The organism is Mailhella sp. (assembly GCF_057866825.1).
Genome location: NZ_DBMAHT010000133.1, coordinates 1 through 5,285, shown reverse-complemented (window position 1 = coordinate 5,285; position 5,285 = coordinate 1). Strand labels below are relative to the sequence as shown.

At 62.8% G+C, this 5,285-nt stretch carries 4 protein-coding genes; all 4 read right to left on the bottom strand.

All coding sequences use genetic code 11. From position 1 onward, the window contains the following. Window positions 1-139 precede the first annotated feature (139 nt). Window positions 140-631, bottom strand: a complete 492-nt coding sequence (locus ACZM96_RS09390; RefSeq protein WP_489488737.1) for a hypothetical protein — start codon at window positions 629-631, stop codon at window positions 140-142. Between the two features lie 234 nt (window positions 632-865). Then, complete coding sequence (locus ACZM96_RS09385; protein WP_489488735.1) at window positions 866-2,431, bottom strand: ABC transporter ATP-binding protein; 1,566 nt, start codon at window positions 2,429-2,431, stop codon at window positions 866-868. A gap of 2 nt (window positions 2,432-2,433) precedes the next feature. After that, a complete protein-coding gene (gene mdtD, locus ACZM96_RS09380; RefSeq protein ID WP_489488734.1) occupies window positions 2,434-3,846 on the bottom strand; it encodes a multidrug transporter subunit MdtD in 1,413 nt (470 codons plus the stop codon). Between the two features lie 625 nt (window positions 3,847-4,471). Beyond that, the coding region (locus tag ACZM96_RS09375; RefSeq protein WP_489488733.1) for an ABC transporter permease at window positions 4,472-5,285 on the bottom strand (814 nt) is incomplete at its 5' end.

The following is a 5,285-nucleotide window of genomic DNA, read 5'->3' as shown; positions in this document are numbered from 1 at the left end:
CAGTCTCCTCACTATGAGGTTTTCGTTTGTTTGCACCCCGACTGTCGTGGGTCTCTTCGTTTCAGGCAATATCTCTGTTGCGTTTTAATTTACAATCTTCACAAAAGTTTTCCCTCCTTCCCCCGTCCTCTATTCTATTTTATTCTATCCCAAACTCATACTGTTCGAGCTTGTCGAGGATGGCGGACATGACCATGGCCATGACGCCGGAGACCACGGCGGCGGTTTCTGTCGGGACTTCGGAGACGCCGCGGTTCAGGAGGCGGCGGAAGAACACGTCCGGGCACTCCTGGGTTTTGGTTCTGACCATGGGATCCACGTAGGCGCGGAAGGCTCCGTCCACGAAGTCTTCGGCCTCCTTGGGGCTGTAGCCCAGCTTTTGCAGCATGCTCTGCGTGACGCGCAGGTATTCCACCACCACGACGTTGGGGGCCTGCACCATGAGTCCGTAGAGCACGGCGGCGTGAACGTAGGCCCGCCATTCCAGCATGAGCCTCTTTTTTTCCTCGCCGGAGGCGCAGGGCAGACCGGCTTTCTGCGCCATGGCCAGCACGCCGTTCTCTCCGGTGTTCAGCTCAAAAAGTATGCCTGCGGCCTGCACGGCCGTGGCTACATCAAGTTTCTTTTTCATGCTTCCTTCCTTGCGGGACGGCATGCGCTGCATACGAGGGCCGCTCCGGCAGGGCCGGAAACGCGGCCCAGGTACGGGCGCTTCTCCGGGCTCTCCGTGAGAGCGCCAACGTTTCCCGCGCCGCGCCTTGCGCGGATCACGTCCCGCGGGCAGCTTCCCGCCTTGCGGGTGCGGAGGCGCGGGCGGCGGGCCCGCAGAACAGGCCGCCCTGTTTTGAAACAGCACGTTGCCGTCTTATTTTTCCTGCGCCCTGGCCGGTTTTTCTTCCGTATCCTCGCCGAAGCGTATGCCCGCCATCATGAGACCGATGGATTCCACGCGCGCTTCGTCGGAGCGGGGAAACACGTCGATGAAGCGGCCCCGGTACATGACGGCAAAGGTGTCGGCCAGGGTCATGGCCTCGCGCAGATCGCTCGTCACAAGAAGCACGCCCGCGTGGTCGCGCGCGTCCAGAATGCGCCGCCACACTTCTTCCATGGCTCCGATGTCCAGCCCCTGCGTGGGATTCTCCGCCACAATCAGACTCGGCTCCCGGAAAAATTCCCGGCCGAGCACCATTTTTTGCAGATTGCCGCCGGAAAGAGATCCGGCCGTGGCGTGCAGTCCGTCGGCCACCACCTGGTATTCCTCCATGATGTCCGCGGCCGCCGTGGCCGAATGACGCCTGTCCAGAAATCCGAAATTCTGAAAGCCGTTGCGGTTGGTGAGAAGAAAGTTGTCCAGCAAATCCAGCGACGGGCAGGTGGCAAGCCCCTTTCTGTCTTCGGGAATGTACACCATGCTCCGGCGCCCCATGCGCGTGCGCATGAACTCGCTCCAGCTCTTGCCGAGAATGCGCACGGAACCGCCTTCGGGCTTTGCTCCGCCCGTAACCATTTCCACGAGCTCGCGCTGACCGTTGCCGGCCACGCCCACCACGGCGAGCACTTCGCCGCGCCGCAGCGTGCATCTGAGAGACTGCGCCATGCCGCAGCACGCGTTGTCGAGTTCCAGCAGCACTTCGCCCTTTTCCACGGGGGTCTGTTCCACTTCGGTTTCCATCTGACGCCCCACCATGCGTTCGGCGAGCTCCCGTTCGCCCGGCACTTCGGAGCGCAGAAAATGCTCCACAATCTCGCCCCGGCGCAGAATGCTGATTTCCGTGGCGAGATCCAGCACTTCCTTCATCTTGTGGCTGATGAACACGATGGCTTTGCCGTCGGCCGCCATGCGGCGCAGCGCGGAGAAAAGCTGACTGATTTCCGGCGGCGTGAGCACGGCGGTGGGTTCGTCGAGAATGAGCACGCGGCAGTCGCGGTAGAGCAGCTTCAGAATTTCCACCCGCTGACGCTCGCCCATGGAAAGATCGGAAATCATGGCGTCGGGATTGATTTCAAAGCCGTAGCGTTCGGCAAGCTCAAGCACTCTTGCGCGCATGGCCGCGGGATTCAGAATGCCGTGCGCCTGACCGAGCATGAGGTTCTGCGTCACGGTCATGGCTTCGACGAGCATGAAGTGCTGATACACCATGCCGATGCCCGCGGCCAGGGCGTCGCGGGGAGAGCGGAACGGCGAAGGCAGGCCGTCCACGAAGATGGTGCCGGAATCCTGCCGCGACTTGCCCGACAGTATGGACATGAGCGTGGACTTGCCCGCACCGTTTTCGCCGAGCAGGGCGAGAATTTCGCCGGAACGGATTTCCAGAGAGATGTTGCGGTTGGCCTTGACGGGGCCATAGCTCTTGCAGATGTTTTCCAGACGAATCAGGGGCGGGGTGTTGTCCGCGCTCTTTTTCGCCGCGGAGGAAGGCGTTTGTGCCATGACTAGTTTCCTTTCGGCTGCGCGCGGCCGCCGGTATTGTTTTTTTCCAGAAGATTTTCGCCGTCGTCCTTGTGCAGGAGAATGAACACGAAGGCCGAGGCCGCAGTGATGAGGCCCACGGCCACGAAGGTGCAGTGCAGGGCGTGCAGTTCCCCGGAGGGCCCGGAGAAGAAGCGCAGCAGCGCGGTGCTGATGGCCACGCCGAAGCTGACGGTGAGATTCTGCGTGACGGAGAGCAGGCTGTTGCCGTCGCTGGCCGTTTCTGCGGGCAGCTCGCCCAGGGTGATGGTGTTCATGGAGGTGAACTGACCGGACATGAACATGCCCTGAATGAGAAGCTGAATCACGAGCAGCGTGAGGGGCCAGCCGGGGCGCTGGAGGCTCATGAAGAGGTACATGCCTGCGATGGCGAGGGTGAGAAAGAGCAGCACGTGGCGGTAGCCGAAGCGGTGGAGCAGGCGCAGCACCACGGTTTTGGTCATGATGGAGCCGATGGCCGGGGCCAGCATGATGAGACCGGCCACATCGGCGGAATAGCCGAGGCCCACCTGAAGCATGAGCGGCACGAGAAAGGGAATGCTTCCCGTGCCCAGACGGGCGACCATGTTGCCGGCGATGCCCACCCGGAAGGTGCGGGTGCGGAAGACCTTGAGCGAAATGAGCGGCGAGGGCGAGCGGCGGGCGTGGAAGACGTACAGCGCCACGGCAACGAAGCCCAGAACGATGAGGGTTGCGGCAAGGGTGGGGGAAGAGTTTTTGCCGCCGGTGAGTTCCAGTCCGGCGGTCATGGAAATCACGCTTGCGCCGATGATGCAGAAGCCCAGGGCGTCGAAGCGGCCGCGGGGCTGGCGGAAATCGGGGAAGCATTTCAGGGAGTAGAGAAAGCCGATGAGGCCGAGCGGCACGTTGATGAGGAATATCCAGTGCCACGTGGCGTAGGTGACGAGCCAGCCGCCGATGATGGGCCCCACCACGGGCCCCACCAGCCCGGGAATGGTGATGAAGTTGAACACCCGCACGAAGTCTGCGCGGGTGTAGGCGCGCATGAGGGTGAGGCGGGAGACGGGCACCATCATGGCTCCGCCCACGCCCTGCACCACGCGGGCTGCCACGAGCTGCGGCAGGGAATGGGACATGGCGCAGAACAACGAGCCGGCCACGAAGAGGGCCACGGCCGAGAGAAACACGCGTCGCGTGCCGAAGGTGTCGGCCAGCCAGCCGCTGAGGGGAATGAGCATGGCCACGGTAAGCGCATAACTGATGACCGCAAGCTGCATGGTGAAGGGAGCCCGGTGCATGGACGCGGCTATGGAGGGAAGCGCCGTATTGAGAATGGTGGAGTCGAGCATTTGCATGAAGAAGGCCGCAGCCGTAATCATGGGAAGCCCGGTAAGCATGTCGCGGGAAGTCAGCATGGGAGTATCCTTGGCTTTCGGGCCTGTTGTGATAACAGGTCGATTCTCCGGGAATTTTCACCAAAAAAGAAAAGAGTTGCAACCCCCTTACAATATCATTTCCCCGGAGCTTTCCTGCCGGGCAAAAGGTTCGCTCCAAAGCTCTCCGTGGCGCAAACCTGCGCGTCGTCGAGGCTTTCGGCAGGCGGACGACGCTCTTTGATGGACGACTCCGGCGCACCGGTCGGCCTCGGCGTTTTTCCGCCGCTCTCGCCGAACCCGGCGGAAGGCGCGTTCGCTGCAAAGCCGGAACGAAGGGCGCTCGCCGCGTTGCGCGGTGCGTTTTTCGCAGGAGGGCTGGTCGGTCGCACCGGGCCTGTGCCCGGGCGTTTGCCGTCTCGCTCCGCCGTCCGGAACCGCGTTCGCTCTGCGCCGCGCCGTCCGTTGTCGTCCGGGCAGTGCTGGGGCGTCCTGCTTCTTCCGGACTTCTGATTCCTTTCCGTCGTCGGATTGTCCCCCGGCGGGCGATTCGTCCTGCCGGGCGTCGCCTCGGCGCGCTTTGTCGCCGCAGCGCGTCCCTCTGCCGCAGCTCCGCGTCCCGACGAAAAGACGCCGGGAGCGCGGATTTTCGGTTTTTCAGTCCTTGCTACGCGCCCGGAGCGATGTTTTCGCCGAGCGCCGCCGGAGCGTTTCTGCCCTTGCCTCTGGCCGAGGAGAACAGCAGTGCAAGAATGGTGAGGGCGTAGGGCAGCATCATCATGAGCGACGAGGGAATGGTGGTGCCGAGCGCCTGCAGCCTGAGCTGAAAGGCCATGATGCCGCCGAACAGATACGCGCCGAACATGGCGCGGCCCGGCCGCCAGAATGCGAAGATGACCAGCGCCACGGCAATCCAGCCCTTGCCCGCGGTGAGGTTGTGGGTCCACATGTGCGTGGCGCAGAGGGAAAGATAGGCTCCGCCTATGCCCACGAAGAAGGCTCCGGCAAAAATGCCGAGCCAGCGCATCTTGACGGGATCGAGACCTGCGGCCTGCACGGCGTCGGGCGATTCGCCGGAAGCGCAGAGCGCAAGGCCGAGCGAGGTGCGGCGGAAGAACCACATGACCGCCCACGGCAGAATATAGGAGATGTACACGAGCGGATCGTGCTGAAAGAGCACCTGACCGATCACGGGAATGTCGGAAAGCAGCGGAATGTCGAAGGGCTGGAAGCCCACGGTCTTTTCGCCGATGAAGGGTGCGCCGAGGTAGTCGGAAAGGCCCACGCCGAAAATGGTGAGCGCAAGACCGGACACGGTCTGATTGCCCTGAAAGATCAGGCAGACCACGCCGTGAATCAGGCCGAGGCAGCCTGCGCCGAGGCCTGCGGCCAGCGCTGCCAGCCACGGATTGCCCGTTTTGAACTGCACGATGAAGGCGAAGAACGCGCCCATGATCATCATGCCTTCCACGCCGAGGTTG